The following is a 25,410-nucleotide window of genomic DNA, read 5'->3' as shown; positions in this document are numbered from 1 at the left end:
ATCACGAGCCCTGTCCTCCCGCATCTCTTGGCTGGCGGGCACCGATCGACTTTGCTGCTGCCGCAGCCAAGACCGCCGCATACACACCCTCCGACCCGATGAGAAACCGGGGGACCCTGAGGTGCGGCGTGCTGGCTGTTGGTCTGTGACGATGCGGTTAAGGGCGTGGGAACTTCAGAACCCATCAGGCTCGACCCGAACGGCACAGCCAGGCCAGCAATCGTGCGCCCGCAATCAGCGCGGTGAAACGCTCAGGCGCGCTCGCGTTCGACCAGATCGGCGGCGTCAATGCCGAGCAGTTTGATATGGTCGCGGATCCGCGGCCAGCTGCTCGTCATGAAATGGTCGCGTTCGGCGATGCGCAGTTTTTCGGCCGCGCCTGCCAGCACAAACATGCCGACGCCGCGCCGCACCTCGACATAGCCGTCGTCCTGAAAGCTCTGATAGGCCTTGGCCACCGTCAGCGGATTGGCGCCATGTTCGGCAGCAAGCGCGCGCACAGAGGGCAGCTGATCACCGGCGCGGAAATCGCCGCGCAGGATCGCTGCTGCAATCGTGCCCCGCAGCTTGATGTAAACCGGGCTGTCTTCGCTGTTGAGCGCTGTCATGCTGCCTTAATACAGCAATCGCCCGAGTCGTCTAGTCCCTATGGTGCCCAGGTCGAGACGATATTGTCCGGATCGGGACGGGGGCGTTCTTCCAGGTCGCGCGCTGGCGACCCGATGAAGATAAAGCCGGCAATGCGTTCATGGGCGGCCCCAAAAGCATCGCGCACCGCGTCTGCATAGGCTGGCCAGCCGGTCAGCCAGCCGCCGACAAAGCCGTGGGCATGGGCGGCGTGGAGCAGGTTCATACAGGCGGCCCCTGCCGATAGTTCCTGTTCCCAGAGCGGAATTTTGCTGTCCGCCCGCGGGCTGGCGAGTACCACCACCAGCGCTGGGGCCTGGGTGGCAAATGCCTCCATTGCCTCGATTTCGAGCCGTGCTGCCTGGGGCCGCTCGGCGCGATAGGCAGTGGTGATCAGCGCCGACAAGGCGGACCGCGTCTCGGTTGGCACGATGACGAAGCGCCAGGGGGTGAGCTTGCCATGATCGGGGGTGCGCGTCGCAATGGCGAGCATCGCTGCCAGCTGGGCGGCATCGGGGCCGGGCGCGGTCATCTCGCGCGGGCGGCCCGATCGGCGGGTGGCCAGCAGCGTCAAAGGGGTGGTGCGATCGTTGAACATGGCGGCAGGCTGTACCGATGTCGGCCCCTGCCGCCAACTGCTGCCTGTTTACAGGCCATGTTTTGCCGCTAGTCTCCCGCCGCAACCGCCGCCGTTCGAGTGGCCTGCCAGTATCAGGGAGCGTAATATGGAAAGCCCGACCGCCGATTCCCCCCGGGAACCGGATATCAGCCATGTGAATTCGGCCAGCGGCGAAACCTGGTTTGGCCATCCGCGCCAGCTGGCCCGGCTATTTTCAACCGAAGCGATGGAGCGTTTCGGCTATTATGGCATGCGCGCGCTGCTGACGCTGTATCTGGCGCAGCACTTCCTGTTCAGCGATACGACGACAACCGGCATTTATGGCGGCTTCACCGCGCTTGTTTATCTGACGCCGTTGATTGGCGGGCTGATGGCTGATCGGTTCCTTGGCTCGAAACGGTCGGTGAAGTTCGGCGCGATCATGATGTCGCTCGGCTATCTGACGCTGTGCTTTGGCGGCCAGCCTGCCAAACCCTTCGCGACCATCGACGGCCAGCGTTATGAGGTGAAGGTCCAGGGCACCGGCGAAGCGCGCCGCCAGTTCGTGATCGATGGCAATCAGCAATTGCTGATCAAAGGCAATGACGACAAGACCGTGTCGTTGCTGGGTGGCGACGGCAAGGAAGTACGCCGTGTCGCGGCGGGCGGTTTCGAAGCGGGTGGCGAGCGCGCGCCGCTATCGGTGTTTCTGCTGCTAATCGGCCTGGCGCTGGTCACGATCGGCAATGGCTTTTTCAAGCCCAATATCTCGACGATGGTTGGCGCGCTTTATGCCCAGGGCGATCGGCGTCGCGATGCTGGCTTCACGATATTCTATATGGGGATCAACCTCGGTTCGCTGTTTTCGCAAATTCTGTGCCCGCTGCTCGCGGTCGGCATGGGCAGCTGGGGTGGGCTTGGCTGGTGGGCAGGCTTTGCGCTGGCGGCAGCCGGCATGATCGTTTCCTGGTGCCTGATCCAGTTCGATGGCGGCAAGCTTGATGGCATTGGCGATCGACCGGCTGACGCACCGGCCAATCGCGACTGGTTCATCTATATCGGTGCGATGCTGGCAATACCGGTGGTGTGGTTCCTGTTCACCAACCTGATGAATTATGTCCCGCCGGCTGAAGGGTCGGGGATCGTCGGTTATTTTCTGGGTCTGCCGGTCATGGGCAAGATCATGTTCGGGACCTTTCTGATCAGCGTGCCGGGTATTTTGATCTGGTCCTTCTTCAATGGATCGAAGCAGGAATTCCAGATGATGCTGGCGGCGATGGTGCTGATCACCTTCAACACCGTGTTCTGGACATTGTTCGAACAAGCCGGATCGTCGCTGACGCTGTTTGCCGATCGCAACACGGATTTGTCGGTGTTTGGCTGGTTCTCGATTTCAGCCGGGCAGACGCAGTTCTTCAACGCGCTGTTCATTGTGCTGCTCGCGCCGGTGTTCAGCATCATGTGGAACGGCATGGCCAAGCGCGGGATCGAGCCGACCATTCCGATAAAGTTCGGCATCGCCCTGATGGGGGTTGGCGTCGGGTTTCTGGTGCTGGTGTGGGGGTCGCAATTTGCCGGGCCGGATTACAAGGTTGGCTTGTGGTGGCTGGCGGGGCTGTATCTGGTCCATTCGATTGCCGAGCTTTGTATCTCGCCAGTCGGGCTATCGATGGTCACCAAATTGTCGATCGCACGGATCGTCGGCATGATGATGGGCGTGTGGTTCCTGTCGATCGCGGTCGCACAATATGTCGCGGGCATCGTCGCCCAATTCGCCAGTGTTGAAACGGTGGGCGGGCAAGTGACCAATTTGAAGGTCAGCCTCGACACCTATGTTGGCGTGTTCACGACCATCGCCGAGATCTCGATCGCGCTGGGTGTGCTGCTGCTGCTGCTGTCCTTTCCGCTCAAGAAGTGGATGCACGGCGTCCAGTGATCGTCTAGGCTCTCCTGCACAAGGCAGGGGAGCCAAGATGATGGATGCAACGATGACGGTCGCGGTGGCGGCGACGAGCTTTGTGGGCAGCCATTTCCTGCTGTCGCATCCCTTGCGCGCGCCGCTCGTCAAGGCGGCGGGTAATGGTGGCTTCACCATCATTTATGCGCTGGTTGCCTTTGCGACTTTGGGGTGGATGGCCAATGCCTATAAGGCAGCGCCGATCACGCCGCCCTTGTGGGATGTCGGCGATGCGCTTTGGGTCATCGCGACCGTGATCATGTTGTTGGCGAGTCTGTTGCTAATGGGATCGCTGATCGGCAATCCCGCGCTGCCCGGACCGGTGGCCGCAGCGCCCGCCAAGGCGCGGGGCGTGTTTGCGATCACGCGCCACCCAATGATGTGGTCTTTTGCGCTATGGAGCCTGGCGCATGTGCTTGTTTTCCCGGTAGCGGCGAACCTGATTCTCGCTGGGGCCATTGCGACGCTCGCCCTGGTCGGTGCCGCGCTGCAGGATGCCAAGAAGCGCGCGCTGGTGCCCGAAGTCTGGCATGTCTGGGAACAGCGCACCGGATATTGGCCATTCGCCGCGATTGCTGCGGGCAAGGCCAGCTTTGGCGGCTTCCGCCCGCATGACATTGCCGGCGGGCTGGTAATCTGGCTGGCGGCGACCTGGGCGCATATCCCGATGGCCGGGATTGCCGCTGGCATCTGGCGCTGGGTGGGTTGATCCGGCGCTACAGCCGGACCATCGCCATCATCCGTTCGCCATAGCGCGGCCCGGCGGTGCCGCCACGCGGCGCGGCGGCGTCGAGATCGGCGAGATCCTGCGCGGTGAGCGTGACATTGGCGGCACCCATCGAATCCTCCAGCGTCACCCGCCGCTTGGAGCCGGGGATCGGCACGATATCGGCCCCTTGCGCGAGCAGCCAGGCAAGCGCGATCTGCGCGGCGCTGACGCCGTGCGCCGCCGCAATCCGCTGCACAACAGCGACCAGCGCCATGTTCTTGGCGAAATTCTCGGCCGAATAGCGCGGATCATTGCGGCGATAATCGCCCTCCGGCAGATCGTCACGCGACGTGATTTGTCCCGTCAGAAAGCCGCGCCCGAGTGGCGAATAAGGGACAAAGCCGATCCCGAGCGCGCGCGCGGTGGGCAGGATATCGTCCTCCACATCGCGCTCCCACAGCGAATATTCGCTTTGCAGTGCGGCGATCGGGTGAACGGCGGCTGCCTTGCGCAGCGTTTCCGCCCCCGCTTCGGACAGGCCGAGATGGCGCACCTTGCCCTCTTTCACCAGCTCAGCCATCCCGCCCACTGTCTCGGCAATCGGCACGGCCGGATCGACGCGGTGCTGATAGAAGAGGTCGATCGCGTCGATGCCCAGCCGCTTGAGCGATCCCTCCACCGCGCGGCGCGCATTGGCGGGTGACCCGTCCACCCCGGTCATCCGGCCATCTTCGAAGCGAAAGCCGAATTTGGTCGCGATCACCAGGCCGTCGCGCTTGCCCTTGATCGCGCGACCGAGCAGCTCCTCGTTGCGCAGCGGGCCATAGATTTCGGCAGTGTCGAAAAAGGTCACCCCCAGATCGATCGCGCGGTGGATCGTGGCGATGCTCTCCTCCTCGTTCGCGGCACCGTACATGGCCGGGCCTACACCCGCCATCGGCATCAGGCCCAGGCCAAGCGCCGATACCGTCAGATCGGGTCCTAATTGCCGATATTTCATGCGATTTGTCCTTCGATCAACAGGTCTTCAGGTGACATTGGCGCAGAGGCCGTGCGCGCAGACAGCGTGGCCGTGACGGCGAGGTCCATCGTTACATTGCCCAGCGTGCGCATGATATCGGGGAAGGTCTCGATCGCGACGAGCAGGCCGAGCGGGGCAATTGGCACCCCCATGGCAGCGGCAATCGGCGCGATTGAGCTGATAAAGGTGATCGAGCCCGGCAGGCTGACCGCGCCCAGCGTGGTGATCGATGCCATTGCCACGCCTGCCGCCAGGCTTTGCCAAGTCAGCGGCACGCCGAACAGCGTCGCAATATAGATGGCAACCGCCAGGTTCATCGCCGGGCCGGTTGCGCGAAATATCGCGACAGCCAGCGGCAGGATGATCCCCGAATGCTGGGTGTGGACGCCAATCTGCTCCGCCCCGCGCAGCATGGCGGGTAATGAGACAAGCGAGGATTGCGTGCTGATTGCCACCGCCTGTGCCGATGCCGTCGCCCGCGCGAACCGGATGATCGATACGCGCCCGCCAATGGCCCCCAGGAAAAACGAGGCGATCCACAATACCGCGCCCACGCTGGCGACGATCAGCACATAATGTAGCAGCGCGCCGAATGCCTCGGTCCCAGCTTTTGCCCCCACCACAAACGCCAGCGCGAACACGCCGATTGGCCCCAGCCACAGCACCCAGCCGATCACGACGATCATCGCATCGGCGACCGCGCGGAAGAAGCCGACGAGCAGGTCGCGCTGTTCCTTGGCCAGTCGGGTAATCGCAAAGGAAAAGGTCAGCGTGAAGACGATCAGGGGCAGGAACGCATTGTTTGCTGCAGCCGTCACGGGGTTGCTCGGCACGATTGCGGCCAGAAAGTCGCCAAATGGCGGTACGTCGCCAATCGCTTTCACATCGGGCAATGACGCTCGCAGCGCGGCACCCGCACTCGGGTCGATCGGCCAGGCGGACAGCAGCAAGGGGGTGACGAAGGCCGACATGATCGCGCCTGACCAGAGCAGCACCATGAACAGGATCATCGCCCGGGTCGCCAGCTGGCCCGCGCGCGCGGCATCGGCGGTGGCCGCAATGCCGATGACGAGCAGCGAAACCACCAGCGGCACGATCGTCATCTGCAACCCGTTCAGCCAGGCGGTGCCGATCGGCTGGGCGATCAGAATGCCGATCGGGGCAAAGCCCTGCCTCGCAGCGACAATCCCCAAAGCCATCCCGGCAATCAGTGCAACTAAGATCCGGGTTGCTTGCGACATGCTCGATTATCTCCGTTGGGGACGCTAAAGCGATCATCAATAACCGATTGGGCGCGAACGCATGGCAAGAAAATATTTCGGCACGGATGGCATTCGCGGCAAGACCAACAAATCGCCGATGACGGCGGCGATGGCGATGAAGGTTGGCATGGCGGCCGGCGCGCATTTCCGCCGGGGGGATCATCGCCACCGCGTGGTGATCGGCAAGGATACCCGCCTGTCGGGCTATATGATCGAATCGGCGATGGTCGCGGGCTTTACCAGCGTCGGCATGGATGTGGTGCTGGTCGGCCCGATGCCGACGCCGGCGGTGGCGATGCTGACGCATTCGATGCGCGCCGACATGGGCGTGATGATTTCGGCCAGCCATAACCCTTATGACGATAATGGCATCAAGCTGTTCGGCCCGGATGGGTATAAGCTGTCCGATGCCGATGAACTGGCGATCGAAGCGCTGATCGATGGCGATGTGGCACTCAGCCCAGCCCCCGATATCGGCCGGGCGCGACGCGTGGAGGATGCGCGCGGCCGCTATATCCATTTCGCCAAATCCACCTTCCCCAGCGAACTTCGGCTCGATGGCATGCGGATCGTGATCGATTGCGCCAATGGTGCGGCCTATCAGGTCGCGCCGTCGGCGCTATGGGAATTGGGCGCCGATGTCGTCGCGATCGGGGTGGAGCCCAATGGCAAGAATATCAACAAGGGCGTCGGGTCCACCGCGCCTGACCTGCTTTGCGAAACCGTCGTCGCCAGCGGCGCGGCACTGGGCATCGCGCTTGATGGCGATGCCGATCGGCTGATCATCGTCGATGAACTCGGCCGGGTGGTCGATGGCGATCAACTGATGGCGGTAATCGCCAGCGGCTGGGCACGCCAGGGCCGGCTGGTGGGCAGTGCCTTGGTGACGACGGTGATGTCGAACCTGGGGTTAGAGCGGCATCTTGCCGCGCAGGGCATTGGCATGCTGCGGACCCAGGTCGGCGATCGTTATGTGCTGGAGGCAATGCGCGAGCGCGGGCATAATGTCGGCGGCGAGCAATCGGGCCACATCATCCTGTCCGATTATGCGACGACAGGGGACGGGCTGGTCGCGGCGCTGCAGGTGTTGGGCGAGCTGGTAACGGCAGGCGCACCCGCCAGCGATTTTCTCCACCGGTTTGAGCCGCTGCCGCAATTGTTGAAGAATGTGCGTTTTTCTGGTGGCAAGCCGCTCGAGGCCAGTAGCGTCAAGGCCGTGATTGCCGACGCAGAGGCCGAGCTGAACGGCAGCGGTCGCCTGGTCATCCGTCCTTCGGGTACCGAACCCGTCATCCGGGTCATGGCGGAGGGGGACGATGCCGCGCAGGTAGAGACAATCGTCAATCGGATTTGCGATGCGGTCCAGGCGGCAGTGTGACCGCACGCATGTTTGCAATATCTATCTATCCCCAATTAAAAGAGCAGGAGTAGCCCAATGAAATCCCTTTATACCGCCGTCGCCACCGCACATGGGGGCCGCCAAGGCCATGTCACCAGCGACGACGGCGTGCTCGATCTTGATACCGCGACGCCCAAATCCATGGGCGGGCCCGGCGGGGTTGGCACCAATCCCGAACAATTATTCGCAGCCGGCTATGCTGCCTGTTTCCAGTCGGCGATGATGTATGTGGCCGGCATGCAAAAGATCGACGCGAGCGGATCGACCGTGACTGGGCATGTCTCGATCGGCCCGAATGAGGGTGGTCCCGGCTTCATGCTCGCGGTGAAGCATGTCGTCTCCTTGCCCAAGCTAGATCAGGCAGCGGCCGAAAAGCTGGTGCATGACGCCCATCAGGTATGCCCTTATTCGAATGCGACGCGCGGCAATGTCGTGGTCGATTTCGACGTGCAGGGCGGATAACGGCGATGCTGGAGATGCGCCCGGATTGCGAACGCTGCGGGGCGGACCTGCCCGCTGACGCGCCGGGCGCGTTCATCTGTTCGTTTGAATGTAGTTTTTGCGCTGATTGTGCTGACGCGCTTGATGAGCGCTGTCCCAATTGCGGCGGCGAATTGATGGATCGCCCGACCCGCACGGGCGCAGCGCTCAAGAAATTTCCGGCGAGCACGGCACGCAAGTTCCAGTCGTGACGCCCCAGATTCTGACGCCCCAAATTCTGACCCCGCGCATCCTGATCATCGCCGGGTCCGATTCGGGCGGTGGGGCGGGTATTCAGGCCGATATCAAGACGGTGACGATGCTTGGCGGCCATGCGATGACCGCGATTACCGCGATCACCGCGCAGAATACGCTGGGGGTGCAGGCGGTAATGCCGGTGCCGACGGAGATGGTGATCGCGCAGATTGATTCCTGCATCGCTGACATTGGTGTCGATGCGATCAAGATCGGGATGCTGGGATCGGCGGCAACGGCGCAGGCGGTTGCTGATCGGCTTGCCGCGCTTGATGTGCCGATCATCTTCGATCCCGTGATGATCGCGACGAGTGGATCGATGCTGGCCGATGCCGATACCATTGCCGCCTTTGGCCGATTGATGGATCTGGCGTCGGTCGTCACCCCCAATATTCCCGAACTGGCCGCGTTGGGCGGTGAAGCGGCGGTGCTGGCACATGGTTGCCACCTCGTTGCCAAGGGGGGGCATGGCGAGGGCCATTACATCGTCGATCGCCTGATTTCTCCCGCTGGGCCGCTGCGCGAGCTAAACGGCAAACGGATCGACACGACGAGCACGCACGGCACGGGATGCACTTTTGCCAGTGCGCTCGCCTGCGGGCTTGGCCAGGGACTGGCGGTGAGCGACGCCTTTGTCCGCGCGGTTAGATTTGTGCGGATAGCGCTGCTGTCCGCGCCGGATCTGGGCAATGGCCATGGCCCGATGGGGCATCATTTGGGGGTGTCGCCCTTTGATGAGCTTGAGGGCGATGCATGATCGCGGGTGTCGACGAAGCCGGTCGCGGGCCGCTGGCCGGGCCGGTGGTGGCCGCCGCTGTGATCCTGTGCCCCGGTGGCATTGCCGGGCTGAACGATAGCAAGAAGCTGAGTGCCGCGCAGCGGGAGCGGCTGTTCGCCACGATTGTCGCGCGCTGCACTATTGGTATCGGCATGGCCAGCGTCGAGGAGATTGATTCGCTCAACATCCTATGGGCGACGATGCTGGCGATGGAGCGCGCGGTTGCCGAGTTGGGGGTGGCGCCTGACGATGTGCTGGTCGATGGCAATCGTTGCCCGACATGGCAGTGGCGGTCGCGGGCGATCATTGGTGGTGATGCGATCGAGCCCTGTATCTCGGCGGCGTCGATTGTTGCGAAGGTCACGCGAGACCACATCATGGTTGCGGCTGATCGCGACTATCCCGGCTATGGTTGGGCGTCGAACAAGGGCTATGGCGCGCGGGTGCAACTCGACGCGCTCGCCCGTTTGGGGCCAACGCCGCTGCATCGACGCTCATTTGCGCCCGTCGCCCGGGCATATCTGGACCGGTGAGTCTTTTGAGTCACACCACCATTACTTGCGATGATGCGCGCTGACGGACTCAATATATCGTTTTGATCGTGAAATGTTCCGCCGCGTTAACGATTTACTCATTGGAATCGTTAACCATTGTTTTCTTGACGGGCGGCAAAAGTTTCGCCCCGATACAAGTCTGAACATTTGGGGGCGGAAATAATGGGCGTATTGGAAAAGGTCAGGACGCCAAGCGCGGCCCCTATCGATGCCGCCTTGCCGCTCGATACGATTATCATGGGTGATTGCATCGCGGCGATGCGCTCGCTGCCCGCCAAGTCGGTCGACATGATCTTTGCCGACCCGCCCTATAATCTGCAGCTCGGTGGCGATCTCAGCCGGCCGGATGGCAGCCATGTCGATGCGGTGACCGATGATTGGGACAAGTTTGACAGCCTGAGTGCCTATGACAAGTTCACGCGTGCCTGGCTGACCGAAGCGCGGCGCGTGCTCAAGGATAATGGCACGATCTGGGTGATCGGGAGCTATCACAATATCTTCAAGGTCGGCTCGGCGATCCAGGATTTGGATTTCTGGATCTTGAACGACATCATCTGGCGTAAATCGAACCCGATGCCCAATTTCAAGGGTACCCGCTTCACCAACGCGCATGAAACATTGATCTGGGCGTCGATGGGCGAAAAGGCGCGCTACACCTTTAACTATCGCAGCATGAAGACGCTGAACGACGAATTGCAGATGCGCAGCGATTGGGAGTTCCCGGTCTGCGGTGGGCAGGAGCGGTTGAAAAAGGGTGGGACGAAGGTTCACCCGACGCAAAAGCCTGAGGCGCTGATCTATCGCATTCTGCTCGCCTGCACCAAGCCGGGCGATGTTGTGCTCGATCCGTTTTTCGGCACCGGGACGACCGGCGCGGTCGCCAAAAGGCTGCGGCGACGCTGGATCGGCATCGAGCGCGAGCTTGGCTATTGCGATGCGGCGATCGAGCGGATCGAGGCGGCCTTGCCGCTCGACGAATCGGCGGTGGTGACGATGCAATCCCCGCGCGCCGCGCCCAAGGTGGCGTTCGGCCTGCTGGTCGAAAATGGGTATCTCGCCCCGGGTCGCGTGCTGAGCGATAGCAAGCGCCGCTATCGGGCGCTGGTCCGCGCGGATGGCAGCCTGGAAAGCGTGTGCGGTGCCGTGGGATCGATCCACAAACTCGGCGCGACGCTGCAAAACGCGCCGGCCTGCAATGGCTGGACCTTCTGGCATTATGACACGCCCGATGGGCTGAAGCCGATCGACATGCTGCGCCAGACCTATTTGCTCGCGACGCAGCCCTAGCGGCGATGCACCTTCGCCCGGTCCAGTTTGTCGACACGCCGGTTGGTCGCGATGGGCAGGTGGCGCGGTTGGCGGGCGGAATGCTGTGGTTCGCCGCTTATGAAGTGATCGACGCAGGGCAGCGCCGTACCGTTTCGATCGCCGACTTCGACACCCACTTCGCGCAAGACGAAACGGCGATGCGGCTTCACCGCGCGGTGATTGCCGCGCGTGCGCCGCTGATTCTTGGCGAGCGCGTGCTCCGGCTCGATCAACCGCATGTTGCCGGCATATTGAATGTCACGCCCGACAGCTTTTCTGACGGCGGCGCGCTGGAGGATGATCCGGTCGCTGCTGCCAATGCCGGGTTCGATATGGTCGCCAAGGGCGCGAGCGTGATCGATCTGGGTGGCGAATCGACCCGGCCTGGCGCGCAATTGGTGTGGGAAGGCGATGAAGTGAAGCGCGTCGTCCCGGTGGTGGAGCGGCTGGTGAAAAGTGGGGCGATCGTGTCGCTCGATACGCGCAAGGCGGCGGTGATGGAGGCTGGCCTGGCGGCAGGCGCCCATCTCATCAACGATGTGTCGGCGCTGCTTTGGGACGATCGCGCGCTGGCGGTGGTGGCGAAGGCTGATTGCCCGGTCATCCTGATGCATTCGCCCGACCCGGCAAAGGGGCCGCATGGCGGCAGCGGCTATGGGGACGTGCTGGTCGAGGTGTTCGACTGGTTGGAGGCGCGGATCGCGGCGGTGGTGGCAGCGGGCGTCGATCGCGCGCGGATTATCGCCGATCCAGGCATTGGCTTTGGCAAGGGGCTGGCAGAAAATCTGGCGCTGCTGAACGGGCTGGCGATGTTCCACGGGCTGGGTTGCCCGATCATGCTGGGCGCTAGCCGCAAACGGATGATCGGCGCGCTGTCGAATGAGGCACCGGTCGGCGAACGACTCGGCGGATCGCTGGCGCTGGCGCTGAAGGGGGCGGAAGCCGGGGTGCAATTGCTGCGCGTCCATGACGTGGCGGAAACGGTGCAGGCGCTCCGGGTGTGGCGCGGATGCAAGGATCAGGCGCTGGTGGGGCGGTAGCCATGGCTGCGATGGTGGTGGTCATCGGCACGATTCGCTTGGCCCCGGGCGCAGTCGACCGCGCGCGGCCAGCGATGGCGCAGATGGTTGCCGCAAGCCGGGCGGAGGATGACTGTATTGCCTATAGCTATGCCGAGGACATCCTTGATGCCGGCTTGATTCGCGTCACCGAGCTGTGGCGCGATCAGGCGGCACTCGATCGGCATTTCACCCTGCCGCACCTCGCGGCCTGGCGGGCGACATGGCCCGATCTCGGGATCAGCGATCGGGTTCTGCGTAGCTACAAAATCGATAGTGAGTTGAATGCTTTATAGATCTGTTAACGATCGGATACCTATAGTGGTTACTGAATAGTTGAGAGGATTTTTTCCGATGCGAGCATTACTTTCGGTTGTTGTTGGCGGAGCGCTTAGTGCCGCGTTGGCGACATCTGCAATCGCTGTTGGGCATGATACACCCATGTATTTGCTGTCGATGGAGATGTCGGATGGCAACCGTCTTGTCGCCAAGCCGACACTCACGTTCAAAGGCGACGAGCCAGCGCAGATCGAAATCGGCGAACAAGATGGCAGCCGCTATAGCATGCAGGTCACGCTTTCACCGCAAGCGGATGGCACCGTGAGCATGGCGTCGACGATTACCGTTGCGCCCGCTGGACGCGCGGCCCATCGGGTGATGCCGGTACTGCGGGTCGGGCTGGGAAAGCCAAGCACATTTGAATTCGGCACCGAAAGCCCGACCGAAAAGCCATTCCGGGTGAACTTTACGGTTGATCGCACGGGCGGGTGATTGCTCAGGCCGCGTTGTCGATCCCCAGTTCACCCAGCTTGCGATACAGCGTCGATCGGCCGATCCCCAGCCGCCGCGCGACTTCGGTCATGCGGCCGCGGTAATGGCCGATGGCGAGGCGGATGACATCGGCTTCGATTTCCTCAAGCGCGCGCATGTTGCCATCTGGGCGGAACAAGGTGACGCCGCCACTGGCGAGTGTGGCCGACGTGCTGGGTCCAGCCGCCCGCTTGGCGCTGAGCGCGGCGATTTGGGGGAAATCGTTGCGATTGAGGGCATTGGCTTCGCACAACACCGCTGCCCGAAACAGCGCATTTTGCAGCTGGCGAACATTGCCCGGCCAATCATAATTGACGAGCAATTGCAGCGCGTCGTCAGTGATGCCGATTGGCCGTAACCCTGGTTGTTGCGCGATTCGGGCGAGCAAATGCCGGGCAAGCGCCGGGATATCCCCGGTGCGTTCGCGCAACGGCGGGATCGTGACCTGGACGACGTTGAGCCGGTAATAAAGGTCCTCGCGGAATCGCCCGGCTTCGACTTCGTCGAGCAGCTTTTTGTTGGTTGCCGCGATCACGCGGACATCGACTTCGCGGGTATGGCGCGCGCCGATCGGCTGAATTTCGCCCGATTGCAGCACGCGGAGCAATTTAACCTGCGCGTCGAGCGGCATCTCGCCAACCTCATCGAGGAAGATCGTGCCGCCATCGGCTTCGACAAAGCGGCCGAGTTTGCGTTCAAAAGCGCCAGTGAACGCGCCCTTTTCATGGCCGAATAATTCCGATTCGACCAGATTGGCGGGGATCGCGCCGCAGTTAACCGTGATCATCGCCTTTTTGGCGCGCGGGCTGGCGGCATGGATTGCTTCTGCAACCACTTCCTTGCCGACGCCGCTTTCGCCCTCCAGCAGCACGGCGACGCGCGCCCGCGCTGCCTTGGCAGCAATGGCTAGCGCCGCGCGAAACATGGGTTCTGACCCGACAATTTCGTCAAAGGCGAGCAGGGCGGGAATTTTCTCCGTCAGCGGGCGCAGTTCGCCAGCGCTGTTGCTCGCCACGGCTGCCTCTAGCGCGCAGAGCAGGCGTTCGGGTGCCAGTGGTTTGACCAGGAAATCCGTGGCGCCTGCGCGCATTGCCGCTACTGCCTGCGCGACTGAGCCATTGGCCGTCAGCATCAGAATTGGCAGCGATGGGCGCCGCAGCCGTAATTCAGTGATGAGCCCGGCGGCATCTGCCTCTGGCGTCCAGTGGTCGATCAGGATCGCATCAAGCTGCATCCCGTCCTGTGTTCCAAGGGTTGCGATCGCCATTTCGCCGTCGCAGGCGAAGACGGAGCGCCATCCGCCACGGGCGGCAAGTGCTGCCACCAGCCGACGCTGGGCGGGCTCATCATCGATCAACATTAGCAGGCGCTGGCCATTGCGCGTCATATAGCCGTCCCCAATCGTCCCTGTTCGAGTGGGTAACCTTAACGACAGGGAGTAAAGGCGGGCTTAAAGCCAGGGCTTGAGGTGTGGGCAGCCCCCGGTTAAGGGCGAAGGGGAATGATTTTGGCTGTGGGGTGAAAGCACATGACCGGCAACGGGAACATCGAGACGCAGCAGGCGACCTATGGCAAGGTGATGGCGTGGCTGAAATGGGGGGCGCTGGGGTCCTTTGCGCTCGCCGCCTTCGTCGTCTGGCTGATTGCGGGCTGACCCGGCGGTGAAGATTGCCCTTTTGAAGGAGCAGGCCGCAGGCGAAAACCGCGTTGCCGGGACACCCGAAACGGTCAAGAAGTTCATCGCCTTAGGGGCGACCGTATCGGTCGAAGCCGGGGCCGGTGCTGGCGCAGCAATTGCCGATACGCAGTTCGCTGATGCCGGGGCGGTGCTGGGGTCGCGGGCTGAAACGCTTGCGGGCGCTGATATCGTGCTTGGCGTGCAGGGGCCTGATCCAGCGAGCCTGGCGGGTGCTGCGCAGGGCGCCTGGGTCGTCGCATCGCTCAATCCCTTTGGGGAGCGCGCGCGAGTCGATAGCTATGCGGCGGCGGGTTTTGAAGCGCTGGCGATGGAATTCATGCCGCGAATCACCCGCGCGCAATCGATGGATATTCTGTCGTCGCAGTCGAATCTCTCGGGCTATAAGGCGGTGCTTGATGCCGCAGCCGAATATGGCCGTGCGTTTCCGATGATGATGACGGCGGCGGGAACGGTGTCAGCCGCGCGCGTCTTCGTGATGGGTGTGGGCGTGGCCGGGCTGCAGGCAATTGCCACCGCGCGCCGCCTGGGCGCGCAGGTTTCTGCCACCGATGTGCGATCGGCGACCAAGGAGCAGATCCAGTCGCTGGGCGCCAAGCCCATTTTCGTTGAGAATGTGAAGGGCATCGAGGGCGAGGGCGCAGGCGGCTATGCTGGCGAGATGAGCCCGGAATACCAGGCGGCACAGGCCGAATTGGTGTCGAGCCACATCGCCAAGCAGGATATCGTCATCACGACGGCGCTGATCCCCGGTCGGCCAGCGCCACGCCTGATCAGCGACGCCCAGATCGCGACGATGCGGCCGGGCAGCGTGATCGTCGATCTGGCGGTCGAAGCCGGTGGCAATGTCGAGGGCGCGGTTGCGGGTGAAGTGGTGACCGTGCACGGCGTGAAGATCGTCGGGCACAAGAATGTCGCCGGGCGGTTGGCAGCGGATTCTTCCGCCCTGTTTGCGCGCAATCTTTTCAACTTTCTGTCGGCCTTTTGGGACAAGGAAAGCGGCAAGCCGGTGCTCGACGAAGAGATTGGCGACGCGATCCGGCTGACCAAGGATGGCAAGGTCGTCAACGCACGGCTGCTGGGCTGATCAAGGGGACGATCATGGATTTTGTTTCTACTCTGTCGGTCTTCGTGATGGCCTGTTTCGTCGGCTATTATGTCGTCTGGTCGGTCACGCCCGCGCTCCACACGCCGCTGATGGCGGTGACTAACGCGATTTCATCGGTGATCATCGTTGGCGCGTTGATTGCCAGCGCAGCTGCCGGGATTGGCTCGGGCGGGGCGATCTCGAAATGGCTGGGGCTGCTTGCGGTGGTCTTGGCCAGCGTCAACATCTTCGGCGGCTTTGCGGTCACCGCACGGATGCTGGCGATGTATAAGAAGAAGGATCGGCCGGCGGCCAAGCACTAACAACATCGTCATCCCGGCACATGTCGGGATCCACCAATCCACCAGCGCGGGCGGCGCGGTGGGCCCCGGTACAAGCCCGGGGCGACGCCAGGGGGTTTTGAGAATGGAACATATCGCGGTTAATCCCTGGGCATCGCTGGCCTATCTGGTGGCGGGGGTATGCTTCATCCTCGCGCTGCGCGGGCTATCGTCGCCGTCGACATCGCAGCGCGGCAACCGCATGGGCATTATCGGCATGACGATTGCCGTGGTAACGACGCTGGTCACGCATGTCCCGCAGGGTGATCTGGGCTTGCTGCCAAGCGATATCGCCGTTTCCTCCACCGTCATCGCGGTGTCCTCAACCTTTAACGCTTTGGGCATGGCGGAAATTGCCATCGCGCTCGCAATCGGTGCCGTGATCGGCATCGGGATGGCGCGCACGATCAAGATGACCGACATGCCGCAATTGGTTGCGGCCTTTCACTCGCTGGTGGGTTTGGCTGCGGTGCTCGTCGGCGCAGCCGCCTATCTCAATCCCGATGCGTTCGGCATTGCCGACGCCGGCGAGATTTTCACCCAGAGCCGGGTCGAACTTGGCCTCGGCGTCGCAATCGGTGCGATTACCTTTTCGGGCTCTGTCATCGCCTTCCTGAAACTCAACGGTAATATGAGCGGCAAGCCGATTATCCTGCCCGCGCGCCATATCATCAACCTGGGCACGCTGGCGGCGATCCTTGGGCTCGTGGCCTATTTCCTGACCGATCAGAGCCCCTGGGTGTTCTTCGCGATCACGGCGCTCAGCTTCGCGATCGGCTTCTTGCTGATTATCCCGATCGGCGGGGCGGATATGCCGGTCGTTGTGTCGATGCTGAACAGCTATTCGGGCTGGGCAGCAGCGGCGATGGGCTTCACGCTCCACAACACGGCGATGATCATCACCGGGGCGCTGGTCGGCTCATCGGGCGCGATTCTGTCGTACATCATGTGCAAGGCGATGAACCGCAGCTTCATCAGCGTGATTGCGGGCGGCTTTGGCGCGGATGGCGGCAGCAGCGGCGGTGGCGAGGCCAAAGAACAGCGGCCCTGGAAGCGTGGTTCTGCAGAGGACGCTGCCTTCCTGATGGGCCAAGCCGAACAGGTCATCATCGTGCCCGGTTACGGCATGGCGGTGGCGCAGGCACAGCATGTCCTGCGCGAGATGACTGACAAGCTGAAGGAGCATGGCGTCAAGGTGAAGTTCGCGATCCACCCGGTCGCGGGCCGCATGCCGGGGCATATGAACGTGCTGCTCGCTGAAGCCAGCGTGCCCTATGACGATGTGTTCGAGCTGGAAGACATCAACAGCGAATTCGCGCAGACCGATGTCGCCTTCATCATCGGTGCCAACGATGTGGTGAACCCGGCGGCCAAGACCGACAAGGGATCGCCCATCTATGGCATGCCCGTGTTTGACGTCGAAAAGGCCAAGACCGTGCTGTTCATCAAGCGATCAATGGGCGGTGTCGGCTATGCCGGGGTCGACAATGATGTATTCTACATGGACAATACCATGATGTTGCTCGCTGATGCCAAGAAGATGGTTGAGGATATCGTCAAGGCTTTGGACTAATTGCTCAAAGCGCAGGCCTGCGGGCCCTGTAGATTGAGCCCAAAGCCTGACAATTGTCTCCATTTTGGCGGCGTTCGCCTGTCAACACCCGGAAACCCCGCCAATTTGGCGCGGTCTTTGCGCAGATTTCCGCCGCAGGTTCGTAAGACTGCCTGCGAAACGAGCGGAGAACGGGCGTGGAAGAAACCGGCGCAAGCTGGGAGTTTAAGGTGCTGCCCAAGGTCTTGTTGATCGCCGATGGTGCTGATGCCGCGCGTGCGGGCAAATCAGTGCTGGCGTTGGTTGGTGCCCACCCGATTGGCCCGGTGGCAATGTCTGCGGCACGGGGGGCGCTTGCGACGCCAGATGGCATTGATGCGATTCTGATCGATGCCGATGGCAGTGACGACGATGCGCTTGAGCTGGTGCTGCATGAGACGGCCAATCTGGTTGCCAACAGCGCGATTGGCGTCGTGATCAATTTTGATGAACGCCGAATCGATCAAGTCAGCGCCCATATGCTGACCGAGCGGGTTCAACTCCTCTGCAATGCACCGCTCACCGAACAGGTATCTGCGCTGGCGATCGCGCTGACCGGCAAGCCCGGCAACCGACTTCGCCAGCGGAGCGATCATCAGGATCGCCACAGCGAGCGGCTCAACCAGTTGAATGCCGAAGTCGCGCGAATCGCTGAAACGCTTGCCCGGCTTGCCAATGCCGAGCCAAGCAGCATGCGACCGCTGTTGGGCGACCGGAAATCGGGCTATCGCGGACCCGATCCCGCAGACGGCACGACCATTTCAGCCAATGACGTCCGCCAAGTTATTCGCGGGCGACGGATCCGCGATCAGTTTTTCGGTGCCGGGCTTTTCGAGGACCCTGCCTGGGACATGCTGCTCGATTTGTTCGCTGCTGACCTGGAGCGCGCGCGCGTCTCTGTGTCGAGCCTTTGCATCGCAGCGGCCGTCGCGCCCACCACAGCGTTGCGCTGGATCAGCAGGATGACCGAAGCGGGCTTGTTCGAACGCGAAGCCGATCCGTTTGATCGACGACGGGCCTTTATGCGGCTGTCGGCTCAAGCCAGAGACAGCATGCGCGATTATTGGCTGGCGGTGAAAGCGGCAGGGGCGGCGATCCGCTAGGGTCGATTGACCCAATTGGCGGTTGAGTCGCGCCGCTTTTTGGATCGCATTGCGGGGAGGGGCTTGCGCAATATCGCGGGCTTTGGCACGGCAGCGCAGGGCGGGCGATTAGCTCAGTTGGTAGAGCGTCTCGTTTACACCGAGAATGTCGGCGGTTCGAGCCCGTCATCGCCCACCATTTTTTTCGACTGTTGGTTACAGCGCACGGATCAGCCGGGTCGCGCGCGCAATCCAGGCAGGATCCGAAACGATCTGCTGCCGGCTGCCCGCGCCGAGTGGCAGCACCTGCAGCTTGCCCGCGCCGCCTTCACTCCCGGCCTGTTCCCGACCGATCAGCCGACCAAACAAGAAGCGACCGGCGACGCGGGGCACCAAGACGTCGCAGTTGAGCGCCTGGTTGAACGATTTGGGGGCAAGCGTCTCGCACCAGATTTCGTCGCCGACCCGGTAATCGCCAAGGCTGGCGCTGACGGTAACTGCCACAAGCCCCGGGGCCGGGCGCGGTGGTGTAAGTGCTGCCGCGCGGCGCGGCGCATAGGCACCGCTGGCGTCCAGAATGGCGGCGACGGCGATATCGCTGTGATTGGGGAGCTTGACCAGATCAGCAGCAGCAACGCCGAGCGCGTCTGCGATACGGTTGAGCCAGCCGACCGATACGGTTCGGGTCCCGGTTTCGAGCCGACCAATTGTTTGCGCTGTCGTCTGCGGCAGGCAGGCGCGCGCGACATCGTCAAGAGTCATGCCTTTGGCCTGGCGAACTTCGCGGATTGCCGTGATCATCATGCGCCCCCACCAATAACCAGATCGGTTTGTTATTTCCTACAAACTATCCCTTATGGCAAGCCCTAGCCCGAGTCACCAGAATGGAAGGGCCAGCAAATGCTTGAATTGGTGGAATGCGAGATCGATGCGGCGGGGATCATGAGCGCACCTGCTGCGACTGCTCGGCGGCGGCGCAGCGTTACCGTCAATGTTGCGGAGTCCCCGCTATCCTGGCTTCGGTCGCGTGGCCTGGTCGATAGTCGCCAGTTCGAAGCCGGTGAGCGCTTGCGGGCCGATTATGAAACGGCGTCGCTTGGTCCCTCTGTGACGATGCGCTGGGAATCCGGCCCGGTGTCGCGCGGCAGGCGCGCCGCTGGCGCGGCAATCGACCCAACACTGGCGCAGCTTATGGCCAAACGGCGGTTCGATGCGGCGATTGCCGCGGCTGGACCGGGGCTGGCCGATGTTGCCTGGCGCGTCATTTGCGCAGGCGAAGCGCTGCCGATGGCGGAGAAGGCGCTGGGATGGCCCGTTCGCGCTGGAAAACTGGTCTTGTGTCTGGCCCTTGATCGGATCGCATCGCATTATCAGCTTCCCTGACGGGGGCGCTTAGGGCGTCAAAGGGGTGGTGCTGCGGGGACAGTGGCGGTCGGGAGCTGGGCGCGCTAGACACCCGGCAATCGATGCACGGTAGGGCCAGCGGCCCGCAACAAAGGAAAGCTGCCATGATTGTTTATGGGTCGACAATTTCGCCCTTCGTTCGCAAAGTGATGGCGTTCGCGGCCGAAAAGGGCCTGGCGCTGACCATCGAAGCGGCCGGGCTGGGGCGCGGCGGGCCTGAATTTCTTGAATCCAGCCCGTTCGGCAAGATCCCTGGCTTTCGCGATCCCGGTGCCGATGGCGGCAAGGATTTCTGCATTTCGGATTCGACGGCGATTTGCGCCTATCTGGAAGCCAAATATCCGGAACCCAATATGATCCCGGTGGCACCCATCGCGCATGCCCGGACGATCTGGTTTGAAGAATATGCGGATTCGATCTTTTTTGCGAGCGCCGCGAAGATTTTCGTTCACCGGCTGCTCTATCCCAAGATGCTCAAACGGCCCTTTGATGAAGCGATTGCTGCCAACGCTGTAGATGTCGAGTTGCCACCGTTGTTTGACTATCTGGAAGGGGTCATTCCACCGAGCGGCTTTCTGGTCGAAGACCGGATAACGCTGGCCGATATCGCCGTCTGCAGTCCATTTGTGAACCTGGCGCATACTGAAATGGTGATCGATCCGGCGCGCTGGCCAACGACTGCTGGCTATGTGAGCGCTATCCTTGCGCGACCGAGCTTCGCCCCGATCGTGGCCGCAGAACGCGCCATGGTCGCTGCACTGGGCTGAAGGGTTTATTCGTCGAAAGGGAGAGCGATATGCTGAATTACGCGACTGTGGGCTCAAACGACCTGGAAAAGGCCAAGGCCTTTTACGACGCACTGCTTGAATCGATCGGGATGAAGACGTTCTTCAACCATCCGAGCGGCGGGCGGCTTTATGGTCGGCCGGGCAAGAGCCTTTTTGGGGTGCTTGGGCCCTATGATGGCAATGAAGCCACAATCGGCAATGGGACATTGGCTGGTTTCGGGCTTGAAAGCCGCGAGGCGGTCGCTGCGTTTCACGCCAAGGCGCTTGCGCTCGGCGCTGTTAATGAAGGTGATCCGGGGCCGCGCGGCGGCGAGGACTCGCCTGCCTATTTCGCTTATTTCCGCGATCCAGATGGCAATAAGCTGTGTGCCTATCATTTTCTGCCGCGGCCAGCGCGCTGACTTTCGCTGGCGAGGATGTGATGCAGGTCGAGATTCTGAAATGCCATGGGTCCGGCAATGACTTTCCGCTGATCGACGCGCGCGCGATGACGCTGACCGATGCCCAATGGTCGGCCGTCGCGCGCGCCCTTGCCGACCGATCAGGCCTGGTCGGCGGCGACGGCCTGTTGCTGCTCGATAAAAGATCCGAAATGGATGTTTTGTCGATGCGGATGTTGAATGTTGATGGGTCGGAGGCGGAGACGTGCCTTAATGGGCTGCGGTGTGTCGCGCGGGCGGGGTTTGAGGCGCTGGGGGTGAGCGAAGCGACGGTTGGGCTGAAAACCAGCCGCGCCGAGGTACAGCTCGACCCGCCGCTCGCCCCAGGCGTGGTGACGGTGCGCGAGACCGTCGGCCCGGCTGATCTGGATGTGGCGCGCTGGCCGCTTGGCGACGCGATCCGGATTGTCGAGGCGGTCATCCCGCTGCTCAACAGCTCCCGAATGTTCACCGCCATCGCGATGCCCAACCCGCATCTGGTGAGCTTTGTCGACCGCATCGATGACGACGAACTGAGCGCGATCGGCGCCCGCTGCGAGGCCGCGCCCGCCTGGCTGCCCAACCGCGCCAATGTGTCGTTCATCGAACAGCGCGGCGGCGATCTGTTCGTGCGCACCTTTGAACGCGGGGTTGGCCTGACCAATAGCTGCGGCAGCGCGATGGCGGCATCGACCTATGCCGCCTGCCTGACCGGCAGGATCGATTATGACCGGATGCTGACCGTCTTCAACCAGGGCGGCATGGTGCGGGCAATGGCGACCCCGGCGGGAATCGTGACGCTATCGGGCAATGCAACATTTGAATGGCGCGGCACGGTGACGATCGATTTCGCCACTGAAAAAGCAACCGATCTGATCATCACCGAACGCCGCGATGATGAAGTGGCGGCCTGGGACGCGGTGATCACGGCGCTGGCGGCGGGGTGAGCGACGGGTGGGGCAGCGGCTCCACATAATCTCCACGATTCGGCCACACGAGCGCAAGCGACAGGCTGGAGATTGGCGCATCGCCCGTGCATGATGCACTGGGCCGCCCAAGGATCCGTGATGTCCCTTCCCGCTCCATCCCCTGCCCCGTCATCCCTGGGCGCAGACACCCGCCGCGACAATGCGCTGATCCTGATCGCTGAGGACGATGCCGATATCGCCCAGATCCTGACCGCCTATCTCGACCGCGAAGGGTTTCGCACCGTGACGGCGGCCGATGGCGAAGTGGCGCTGATGCATCACCGCGCGCTGCGCCCCGATCTGGTGCTGCTCGATGTCCAGATGCCCAAGGCCGATGGCATCCAGGTGCTGAGCGAGATCCGGCGGCGTGGCGGCACGCCGGTGATCATGGCGACGGCGCGGGCCGAGGATCTCGACAAGCTGCTGGGGTTGAGCCTGGGGGCGGATGATTATGTGATCAAACCGTTCAACCCGCTTGAAGTGGTCGCCCGCGTCAAGGCGGTGCTGCGCCGGGCGCGCGGCGAACGGACGGGCGATCGGACGATCCGCTGGGGCCCGATCGAGATCGATCCTGAAAGCTATGTCGCGCGGGTGGTGGACAGCGAGGGAGGCGCAACGCTTGATTTGACGCTGACTGAATATCGCCTGCTCGCCCATCTTGCGCGCAGCCCGTCGCGCGTGTTCACGCGGGCCGAACTACTCGATGCCTGCCTGCCCGAAGGCGACGCGCTGGAGCGGACGGTGGACAGCCATATCAGCAAATTGCGCCGTAAGCTCGACACTGCTGGTGCGACCGGACTGTGCGCCGGGGTACGCGGGATCGGGTATCGGCTGGCAGCGGCGTGAACTGGCGCACACGGCTTCGCCAGCGCTGGTTGCTGTCGACGCAACTGGCGACCGTGCTGGCGGTGTCCGTGCTGATCTGCGCGGCGATCATCATCACCGAGACCCAGATTTATGAGGTTTATGAGCAAACGCGCGTCATGGAATTGCTGTCTCCGGAGGCGCGCAAGGCCGTCGTCGCATTCGAGGCAGGGCGGGTACCAGAGCCCAACCAGTTTCGGGCGATCATGAAGGATCAAGAAAAGATCCAGCAGGGTGTTATCGACAGGTCGAACATTGCGTTGTTCATCTTCACCGTAACGGCAGCGTTGGGGGCCTTCCTTGTCGGTGCATTCCTGTTGCGACGGGTGGGCGGCGGGCTGAACGATGTGGCGGCAGCGGCGCGCGCGGTGGCTGAGGGGCGGCTTGATGCGCGGGCGGGATCGGTGCGCTTCGCCTCGATCGAGGAAGACCAGCTGACGCAGGATTTCAACGCGATGGCAGAGGCGCTGCAGCATGCCGACCGCGAACTGAAGGACAGCACGGCGGCGATCGCGCATGAACTGCGCACGCCGCTGACCGTGCTGAGCGGGCGGCTGCACGGCATTCAGGACGGGGTGTTCGCGGCTGGCCCCGACCAGATCGACAGCCTGATCCACCAGGTCGATTCGCTGACCCGGCTGGTCGATGATCTGCGAACGATGAGCCTGGTCAATTCGGGCCAGCTGGTGCTTGATCTGGCGACGATCGACTTGGCCGAGGCGATCCGGCCCGTGATTGCCGCGATGCGGCCCGATCTGGAAGCGGCTGGCCTGACGATCATCTGCGATCTGGTCCCGGCACCGATGATCGGCGATGCGGGGCGGTTGCGTCAGGCATTGGCGGCGGTGCTGAGCAATGCCATCCGCTATGCGCCCGGCAGCGGCCCGTTATGGATCGAATCCGGGTTTGCCGCGGGCATGGTGCAGCTGCGCGTGATCGATTCAGGCACTGACCTGACCGATGAAGCAGCGGCGCGCGCGTTCGAGCGCTTCTGGCGCGGGGACCGATCCCGTGCGCGATCGAGTGGCGGATCGGGACTGGGGCTGTCGGTCGTCCGCGCAATCGCGGCGGCGCATGGCGGCAGTGTGAGCCTCACCCGGCGGCCGACCGGTGGTGCGGTGTTTGAGATGCTGCTGCCGCCGGTGCAGGGGGTGGGGGCGTGAGGGGGGAGTGTAGCCTCAGCGGCCGATAATGGGCCGTTAGTGGAATGGCGGGACTCAGGAAAAAGATATTGGCTAGCCGCCATTCGCTTACCGAACGGACAGTCTCGGTGCAGGCCCAACGGTTGCCGTTCTTCAACGGCTTCAAGCGTCCGCTGATGCTGGAACCGGTCCGTCAAACGCTCGACAAAGGCCGCTCGGACCGTCGCCGTTGGCTCAGGATCGCCCGATGTGTTGGCGCAGGAAATCAATCATGACGCGCACCTTGTTCGGCAGGAAAGTTCGGCTCGGATAGATCAGCCATGCCCCTGTTGTAAAATCCGTTGCTGTTGCGCGCATCGTCGGAAAACAACGGATCAGGCTGTGGTCACGGATGTTGGGCGCAATCAACCAGTCGGGCAGCAGCGCCGGGCCGAGGCCTGCAATGGCGGCGTCGCGAAGCGCAAGCGCATTGGAAGCAAGAATGTCGCCATCGACCGGCACGGTCAGGATGTCGCCATCCGGCCCTTGGAACAGCCATCGGTCCCGAAAACCGGGAAAGGCAAAGCGGAGCACGCGGTGCCGGGCCAGGTCGTCCAGCGTGTCCATGCTGTGCCCCGCCAGCCACGATGGCGCCGCGACGACGTGATAGTGCGTGTCGAGCAGCTTGCTGGCAATGACGTTCGCCTCGACACTGGGCGCAAGGCGGATCGCCAGATCAACGCCTTCGCCGACCAGATCGACGTTCGAATCGTCCATGACTAACTCGATCTTCATCGCTGGAAAGTCAGCCTGGAAGCGGTGGAGCAGTGGCACGATCATGGTCAGCCCGAACGCGACCGAAGTCGACAGTCGCACTGTGCCGACCGGGCCTCGCCCAAGGACGCGAACTTCCTGCGCCGCTTCCTCGAATTGCGCGATCAACGGCTCAACACGGCTGAGATAGGCAGCACCCGCCTCGGTCAAGGTCAGCTTTCGCGTTGTGCGCTGGAACAGCCGCTCGCCAAGCTCGCGCTCAATGGAAGCCACGACGCGGGACACGGACGAGGGTTCGACATTCTGTGCCCGCGCAACCGCCGAAAAGCCGCCCCCGTGCGCGACTTCGACGAAAATCTTCACAGCCTTGATGTCCATCACACAACCTTTGCATAATTCGCAAAAGTCTAGGTCAAAGAGGCGGGTTTTTCAAGAAAACATGAAGCAATAACTGGGTAG

At 62.6% G+C, this 25,410-nt stretch carries 29 protein-coding genes and 1 tRNA gene; 23 read left to right on the top strand and 7 right to left on the bottom strand.

Annotated elements, in window-relative coordinates:
- Window positions 1–251: 251 nt before the first annotated feature.
- A complete protein-coding gene (locus tag B7Y43_RS11990) occupies window positions 252–608 on the bottom strand; it encodes a GntR family transcriptional regulator (RefSeq protein WP_374131890.1) in 357 nt (118 codons plus the stop codon).
- A 38-nt stretch (window positions 609–646) separates the two neighbouring features.
- On the bottom strand, window positions 647–1,225 hold the full coding sequence (locus tag B7Y43_RS11985) for a nitroreductase (protein WP_374131889.1): 579 nt from the start codon (window positions 1,223–1,225) through the stop codon (window positions 647–649).
- Window positions 1,226–1,352: 127 nt separating this feature from the next.
- Here B7Y43_RS11985 and B7Y43_RS11980 point away from each other — a divergent pair, with 127 nt between their 5' ends.
- Entirely contained in the window at window positions 1,353–3,161 is a 1,809-nt protein-coding gene (locus B7Y43_RS11980) for a peptide MFS transporter (protein ID WP_374131888.1), read from the top strand.
- Window positions 3,162–3,201: 40 nt separating this feature from the next.
- Entirely contained in the window at window positions 3,202–3,891 is a 690-nt protein-coding gene (locus tag B7Y43_RS11975; RefSeq protein ID WP_374131954.1) for an NnrU family protein, read from the top strand.
- A 7-nt stretch (window positions 3,892–3,898) separates the two neighbouring features.
- Here the strand turns inward: B7Y43_RS11975 and B7Y43_RS11970 are convergent, their stop codons facing one another.
- Window positions 3,899–4,891: an aldo/keto reductase gene (locus B7Y43_RS11970; RefSeq protein ID WP_374131887.1), complete on the bottom strand. Its 993-nt coding sequence runs from the start codon at window positions 4,889–4,891 to the stop codon at window positions 3,899–3,901.
- A complete protein-coding gene (locus B7Y43_RS11965; RefSeq protein WP_374131886.1) occupies window positions 4,888–6,153 on the bottom strand; it encodes a dicarboxylate/amino acid:cation symporter in 1,266 nt (421 codons plus the stop codon). The genes B7Y43_RS11970 and B7Y43_RS11965 overlap by 4 nt, the downstream gene beginning before the upstream one ends.
- 61 nt (window positions 6,154–6,214) lie before the next feature.
- On the opposite strand from B7Y43_RS11965, the gene glmM reads away from it, so the two are divergent.
- From glmM to B7Y43_RS11920, 9 genes are all read left to right on the top strand, one after another.
- Window positions 6,215–7,552, top strand: a complete 1,338-nt coding sequence (glmM, locus tag B7Y43_RS11960) for a phosphoglucosamine mutase (protein ID WP_374131885.1) — start codon at window positions 6,215–6,217, stop codon at window positions 7,550–7,552.
- A 57-nt stretch (window positions 7,553–7,609) separates the two neighbouring features.
- A complete protein-coding gene (locus B7Y43_RS11955) occupies window positions 7,610–8,035 on the top strand; it encodes an organic hydroperoxide resistance protein (RefSeq protein ID WP_374131884.1) in 426 nt (141 codons plus the stop codon).
- Window positions 8,036–8,040: 5 nt separating this feature from the next.
- On the top strand, window positions 8,041–8,265 hold the full coding sequence (locus B7Y43_RS11950; protein WP_374131883.1) for a DUF1272 domain-containing protein: 225 nt from the start codon (window positions 8,041–8,043) through the stop codon (window positions 8,263–8,265).
- A gap of 23 nt (window positions 8,266–8,288) precedes the next feature.
- Complete coding sequence (gene thiD, locus B7Y43_RS11945; RefSeq protein WP_374131953.1) at window positions 8,289–9,065, top strand: bifunctional hydroxymethylpyrimidine kinase/phosphomethylpyrimidine kinase; 777 nt, start codon at window positions 8,289–8,291, stop codon at window positions 9,063–9,065.
- Window positions 9,062–9,619 (top strand): ribonuclease HII, encoded by a 558-nt coding sequence (locus B7Y43_RS11940; protein ID WP_374131882.1) that lies wholly within the window; start codon window positions 9,062–9,064, stop codon window positions 9,617–9,619. The genes thiD and B7Y43_RS11940 overlap by 4 nt, the downstream gene beginning before the upstream one ends.
- A 183-nt stretch (window positions 9,620–9,802) precedes the next feature.
- Window positions 9,803–10,927 carry a site-specific DNA-methyltransferase gene (locus tag B7Y43_RS11935; protein ID WP_374131881.1) on the top strand — a complete coding sequence of 375 codons (1,125 nt, stop codon included), beginning with the start codon at window positions 9,803–9,805 and terminating at the stop codon, window positions 10,925–10,927.
- Window positions 10,928–10,932: 5 nt separating this feature from the next.
- Window positions 10,933–11,988 carry a dihydropteroate synthase gene (gene folP, locus B7Y43_RS11930; RefSeq protein WP_374131880.1) on the top strand — a complete coding sequence of 352 codons (1,056 nt, stop codon included), beginning with the start codon at window positions 10,933–10,935 and terminating at the stop codon, window positions 11,986–11,988.
- 2 nt (window positions 11,989–11,990) lie between these two features.
- The gene (locus tag B7Y43_RS11925) at window positions 11,991–12,302 is read left to right on the top strand and encodes a putative quinol monooxygenase (RefSeq protein ID WP_374131879.1); all 312 of its coding nucleotides are present in this window, start codon (window positions 11,991–11,993) and stop codon (window positions 12,300–12,302) included.
- A gap of 145 nt (window positions 12,303–12,447) precedes the next feature.
- Window positions 12,448–12,777, top strand: a complete 330-nt coding sequence (locus tag B7Y43_RS11920) for a hypothetical protein (RefSeq protein WP_374131878.1) — start codon at window positions 12,448–12,450, stop codon at window positions 12,775–12,777.
- Window positions 12,778–12,781: 4 nt separating this feature from the next.
- Here the strand turns inward: B7Y43_RS11920 and B7Y43_RS11915 are convergent, their stop codons facing one another.
- Window positions 12,782–14,203 (bottom strand): sigma-54 dependent transcriptional regulator, encoded by a 1,422-nt coding sequence (locus B7Y43_RS11915; protein WP_374131877.1) that lies wholly within the window; start codon window positions 14,201–14,203, stop codon window positions 12,782–12,784.
- A 141-nt stretch (window positions 14,204–14,344) separates the two neighbouring features.
- On the opposite strand from B7Y43_RS11915, the gene B7Y43_RS11910 reads away from it, so the two are divergent.
- The 6 genes from B7Y43_RS11910 to B7Y43_RS11885 all read left to right on the top strand — a co-directional run bounded on the left by B7Y43_RS11910 (window position 14,345) and on the right by B7Y43_RS11885 (window position 18,812).
- Window positions 14,345–14,470: an aa3-type cytochrome c oxidase subunit IV gene (locus B7Y43_RS11910; RefSeq protein WP_374131876.1), complete on the top strand. Its 126-nt coding sequence runs from the start codon at window positions 14,345–14,347 to the stop codon at window positions 14,468–14,470.
- 7 nt (window positions 14,471–14,477) lie between these two features.
- Window positions 14,478–15,599 carry an NAD(P) transhydrogenase subunit alpha gene (locus B7Y43_RS11905; RefSeq protein WP_374131875.1) on the top strand — a complete coding sequence of 374 codons (1,122 nt, stop codon included), beginning with the start codon at window positions 14,478–14,480 and terminating at the stop codon, window positions 15,597–15,599.
- A gap of 14 nt (window positions 15,600–15,613) precedes the next feature.
- Window positions 15,614–15,922, top strand: a complete 309-nt coding sequence (locus tag B7Y43_RS11900; RefSeq protein WP_374131874.1) for a proton-translocating transhydrogenase family protein — start codon at window positions 15,614–15,616, stop codon at window positions 15,920–15,922.
- A 103-nt stretch (window positions 15,923–16,025) separates the two neighbouring features.
- Window positions 16,026–17,513: an NAD(P)(+) transhydrogenase (Re/Si-specific) subunit beta gene (locus B7Y43_RS11895; RefSeq protein ID WP_374131873.1), complete on the top strand. Its 1,488-nt coding sequence runs from the start codon at window positions 16,026–16,028 to the stop codon at window positions 17,511–17,513.
- Between the two features lie 176 nt (window positions 17,514–17,689).
- The gene (locus B7Y43_RS11890; protein ID WP_374131872.1) at window positions 17,690–18,634 is read left to right on the top strand and encodes a MarR family winged helix-turn-helix transcriptional regulator; all 945 of its coding nucleotides are present in this window, start codon (window positions 17,690–17,692) and stop codon (window positions 18,632–18,634) included.
- Between the two features lie 102 nt (window positions 18,635–18,736).
- Window positions 18,737–18,812 (top strand) — tRNA-Val (locus tag B7Y43_RS11885).
- Between the two features lie 17 nt (window positions 18,813–18,829).
- Here the strand turns inward: B7Y43_RS11885 and B7Y43_RS11880 are convergent.
- Window positions 18,830–19,414, bottom strand: a complete 585-nt coding sequence (locus B7Y43_RS11880) for a helix-turn-helix domain-containing protein (RefSeq protein ID WP_374131952.1) — start codon at window positions 19,412–19,414, stop codon at window positions 18,830–18,832.
- A gap of 99 nt (window positions 19,415–19,513) precedes the next feature.
- On the opposite strand from B7Y43_RS11880, the gene B7Y43_RS11875 reads away from it, so the two are divergent.
- The 6 genes from B7Y43_RS11875 (at window position 19,514) to B7Y43_RS11850 (ending at window position 24,219) form a co-directional block, all read left to right on the top strand.
- Window positions 19,514–19,996, top strand: a complete 483-nt coding sequence (locus tag B7Y43_RS11875; RefSeq protein WP_374131871.1) for a DUF6456 domain-containing protein — start codon at window positions 19,514–19,516, stop codon at window positions 19,994–19,996.
- 125 nt (window positions 19,997–20,121) lie between these two features.
- The gene (locus B7Y43_RS11870) at window positions 20,122–20,784 is read left to right on the top strand and encodes a glutathione S-transferase family protein (protein WP_374131870.1); all 663 of its coding nucleotides are present in this window, start codon (window positions 20,122–20,124) and stop codon (window positions 20,782–20,784) included.
- Window positions 20,785–20,813: 29 nt separating this feature from the next.
- On the top strand, window positions 20,814–21,206 hold the full coding sequence (locus tag B7Y43_RS11865; protein WP_374131869.1) for a VOC family protein: 393 nt from the start codon (window positions 20,814–20,816) through the stop codon (window positions 21,204–21,206).
- Between the two features lie 20 nt (window positions 21,207–21,226).
- A complete protein-coding gene (gene dapF / locus B7Y43_RS11860) occupies window positions 21,227–22,171 on the top strand; it encodes a diaminopimelate epimerase (protein ID WP_374131868.1) in 945 nt (314 codons plus the stop codon).
- 120 nt (window positions 22,172–22,291) lie between these two features.
- The gene (locus tag B7Y43_RS11855; RefSeq protein ID WP_374131867.1) at window positions 22,292–23,038 is read left to right on the top strand and encodes a response regulator; all 747 of its coding nucleotides are present in this window, start codon (window positions 22,292–22,294) and stop codon (window positions 23,036–23,038) included.
- Window positions 23,035–24,219: an ATP-binding protein gene (locus B7Y43_RS11850; RefSeq protein ID WP_374131866.1), complete on the top strand. Its 1,185-nt coding sequence runs from the start codon at window positions 23,035–23,037 to the stop codon at window positions 24,217–24,219. Before B7Y43_RS11855 ends, B7Y43_RS11850 begins: the two co-directional genes overlap by 4 nt.
- 213 nt (window positions 24,220–24,432) lie before the next feature.
- Here B7Y43_RS11850 and B7Y43_RS11845 read toward each other — a convergent pair whose 3' ends face one another.
- Complete coding sequence (locus B7Y43_RS11845; protein WP_374131865.1) at window positions 24,433–25,329, bottom strand: LysR family transcriptional regulator; 897 nt, start codon at window positions 25,327–25,329, stop codon at window positions 24,433–24,435.
- Window positions 25,330–25,410: the final 81 nt, after the last annotated feature.

This window comes from Sphingomonas sp. 28-62-20 (assembly GCF_002281505.1).
Note: the sequence above shows the minus strand (reverse complement) of the source record. Positions and strands in the feature narration are given on the sequence as shown.

Coding starts and splice junctions, on each gene's coding strand:
- B7Y43_RS11990 (WP_374131890.1), bottom strand. CDS start 608: ATGACAGCGCTCAACAGCGAAGACAGCCCGGTTTACATCAAGCTGCGG.
- B7Y43_RS11985 (WP_374131889.1), bottom strand. CDS start 1,225: ATGTTCAACGATCGCACCACCCCTTTGACGCTGCTGGCCACCCGCCGA.
- B7Y43_RS11980 (WP_374131888.1), top strand. CDS start 1,353: ATGGAAAGCCCGACCGCCGATTCCCCCCGGGAACCGGATATCAGCCAT.
- B7Y43_RS11975 (WP_374131954.1), top strand. CDS start 3,202: ATGGATGCAACGATGACGGTCGCGGTGGCGGCGACGAGCTTTGTGGGC.
- B7Y43_RS11970 (WP_374131887.1), bottom strand. CDS start 4,891: ATGAAATATCGGCAATTAGGACCCGATCTGACGGTATCGGCGCTTGGC.
- B7Y43_RS11965 (WP_374131886.1), bottom strand. CDS start 6,153: ATGTCGCAAGCAACCCGGATCTTAGTTGCACTGATTGCCGGGATGGCT.
- glmM (WP_374131885.1), top strand. CDS start 6,215: ATGGCAAGAAAATATTTCGGCACGGATGGCATTCGCGGCAAGACCAAC.
- B7Y43_RS11955 (WP_374131884.1), top strand. CDS start 7,610: ATGAAATCCCTTTATACCGCCGTCGCCACCGCACATGGGGGCCGCCAA.
- B7Y43_RS11950 (WP_374131883.1), top strand. CDS start 8,041: ATGCTGGAGATGCGCCCGGATTGCGAACGCTGCGGGGCGGACCTGCCC.
- B7Y43_RS11940 (WP_374131882.1), top strand. CDS start 9,062: ATGATCGCGGGTGTCGACGAAGCCGGTCGCGGGCCGCTGGCCGGGCCG.
- B7Y43_RS11935 (WP_374131881.1), top strand. CDS start 9,803: ATGGGCGTATTGGAAAAGGTCAGGACGCCAAGCGCGGCCCCTATCGAT.
- folP (WP_374131880.1), top strand. CDS start 10,933: ATGCACCTTCGCCCGGTCCAGTTTGTCGACACGCCGGTTGGTCGCGAT.
- B7Y43_RS11925 (WP_374131879.1), top strand. CDS start 11,991: ATGGCTGCGATGGTGGTGGTCATCGGCACGATTCGCTTGGCCCCGGGC.
- B7Y43_RS11920 (WP_374131878.1), top strand. CDS start 12,448: ATGTATTTGCTGTCGATGGAGATGTCGGATGGCAACCGTCTTGTCGCC.
- B7Y43_RS11915 (WP_374131877.1), bottom strand. CDS start 14,203: ATGACGCGCAATGGCCAGCGCCTGCTAATGTTGATCGATGATGAGCCC.
- B7Y43_RS11910 (WP_374131876.1), top strand. CDS start 14,345: ATGACCGGCAACGGGAACATCGAGACGCAGCAGGCGACCTATGGCAAG.
- B7Y43_RS11900 (WP_374131874.1), top strand. CDS start 15,614: ATGGATTTTGTTTCTACTCTGTCGGTCTTCGTGATGGCCTGTTTCGTC.
- B7Y43_RS11895 (WP_374131873.1), top strand. CDS start 16,026: ATGGAACATATCGCGGTTAATCCCTGGGCATCGCTGGCCTATCTGGTG.
- B7Y43_RS11880 (WP_374131952.1), bottom strand. CDS start 19,414: ATGATCACGGCAATCCGCGAAGTTCGCCAGGCCAAAGGCATGACTCTT.
- B7Y43_RS11875 (WP_374131871.1), top strand. CDS start 19,514: ATGCTTGAATTGGTGGAATGCGAGATCGATGCGGCGGGGATCATGAGC.
- B7Y43_RS11870 (WP_374131870.1), top strand. CDS start 20,122: ATGATTGTTTATGGGTCGACAATTTCGCCCTTCGTTCGCAAAGTGATG.
- B7Y43_RS11865 (WP_374131869.1), top strand. CDS start 20,814: ATGCTGAATTACGCGACTGTGGGCTCAAACGACCTGGAAAAGGCCAAG.
- dapF (WP_374131868.1), top strand. CDS start 21,227: ATGCAGGTCGAGATTCTGAAATGCCATGGGTCCGGCAATGACTTTCCG.
- B7Y43_RS11855 (WP_374131867.1), top strand. CDS start 22,292: ATGTCCCTTCCCGCTCCATCCCCTGCCCCGTCATCCCTGGGCGCAGAC.
- B7Y43_RS11845 (WP_374131865.1), bottom strand. CDS start 25,329: ATGGACATCAAGGCTGTGAAGATTTTCGTCGAAGTCGCGCACGGGGGC.